Genomic DNA, 1,085 nt, shown 5'->3' with positions numbered 1-1,085 from the left:
CAGAACGGCGCTCGCTATTATGGCCTTGTCTCTGCGCATGGTGCCAAGGTGAAAGCGTTCTCCTACTATATGCAAATGAAAGGCGAACTGGAACATCAGCTACTTGAGCTCAATTATCCTCATATAGCACTTGCTAGGCCTAGCCTATTACTCGGCGACAGAGGTGAATTTCGTCCAGCTGAAAAGCTAGGTGAAGTATTTATGGGCATACTCCCTGGCAATTTAAAAGCGATTCAAGCTCACGATGTTGCCGCTGCACTGATTCTTGAGGCAAATCGTTCTAAGCGGGGCACACAAGTGCTTAACTCAGCAATGATGCAAGGCGCGATAAAACAGCTAGAAAAGTAAACACCATGGCAAAGAACCCTGAAATCAGTACAGAGCAAATTCAAACTGAAATCGCTGAACTCAACGAGCAAATTCAGACACTCCAATTAGCAACACTTGGAAAAGATAAAGAGCCGTGCATCAGCTATACCCCCTTTCTGAAAACGGGCTCAGCTTACTACATTTTTATCAGTCAGCTTGCGACACACACGCACAATTTACTTGCTCACCCCAGTCTCTCTATTTTGATCATTGAAGATGAAGACAAGAGCAAAAACGTTTTTGCCCGCAAGCGACTAAACCTTAAGTGCAAAGCAGAAGAACTCAAGCAAGAAGACCCTGAATGGAACAATATTCTTGATGGCTTTGAAAAACGTCATGGAAATACAGTGAAGCTGCTTCGCTCTCTACCCGACTTTCATCTATTCAGACTAACTGCGGTTTCAGGTACTTATGTGAAAGGCTTTGGACAGGCTTTTGAGCTGACTGGAGACGATATTAAGCATATCAAAGCTTAAGCAGATTCCCCCTCGAAAAAACTTTCCCCGTGCTAAACCGCCAGCGAGCCGTGGAATGTTCTAACTACGAAGAGTTTCAATCGAGTCTGACCCCGTTGAAAACTTACTCACCCCATTTCGGCATCAAAGACTGTTCCAAGCCCAATTGAGATAAGATACGTGCTACAACAAAGTCGACCATATCTTCGATAGACTTTGGTTGATGGTAAAAACCTGGGCTTGCCGGGAGGATAACTGCCC

General features: G+C 44.9%; 1 protein-coding gene and 2 pseudogenes. 2 read left to right on the top strand and 1 reads right to left on the bottom strand.

Annotated features, from left to right (window positions below; all coding sequences use genetic code 11):
• A pseudogene (locus tag A3729_RS32380) lies at window positions 1–348 on the top strand (hypothetical protein); the annotation flags it as partial.
• Window positions 349–353: 5 nt separating this feature from the next.
• Window positions 354–845, top strand: a complete 492-nt coding sequence (locus tag A3729_RS05640) for a HugZ family protein (RefSeq protein WP_068510560.1) — start codon at window positions 354–356, stop codon at window positions 843–845.
• A gap of 103 nt (window positions 846–948) precedes the next feature.
• Here the strand turns inward: A3729_RS05640 and A3729_RS05635 are convergent.
• A pseudogene (locus tag A3729_RS05635) lies at window positions 949–1,085 on the bottom strand (aromatic acid decarboxylase); the annotation flags it as partial.

This window comes from Oleiphilus sp. HI0043 (genome assembly GCF_001634935.1).
The sequence above is the reverse complement of the archived record's forward strand: the minus strand, read 5'-3'. Positions and strand labels throughout refer to the sequence as shown.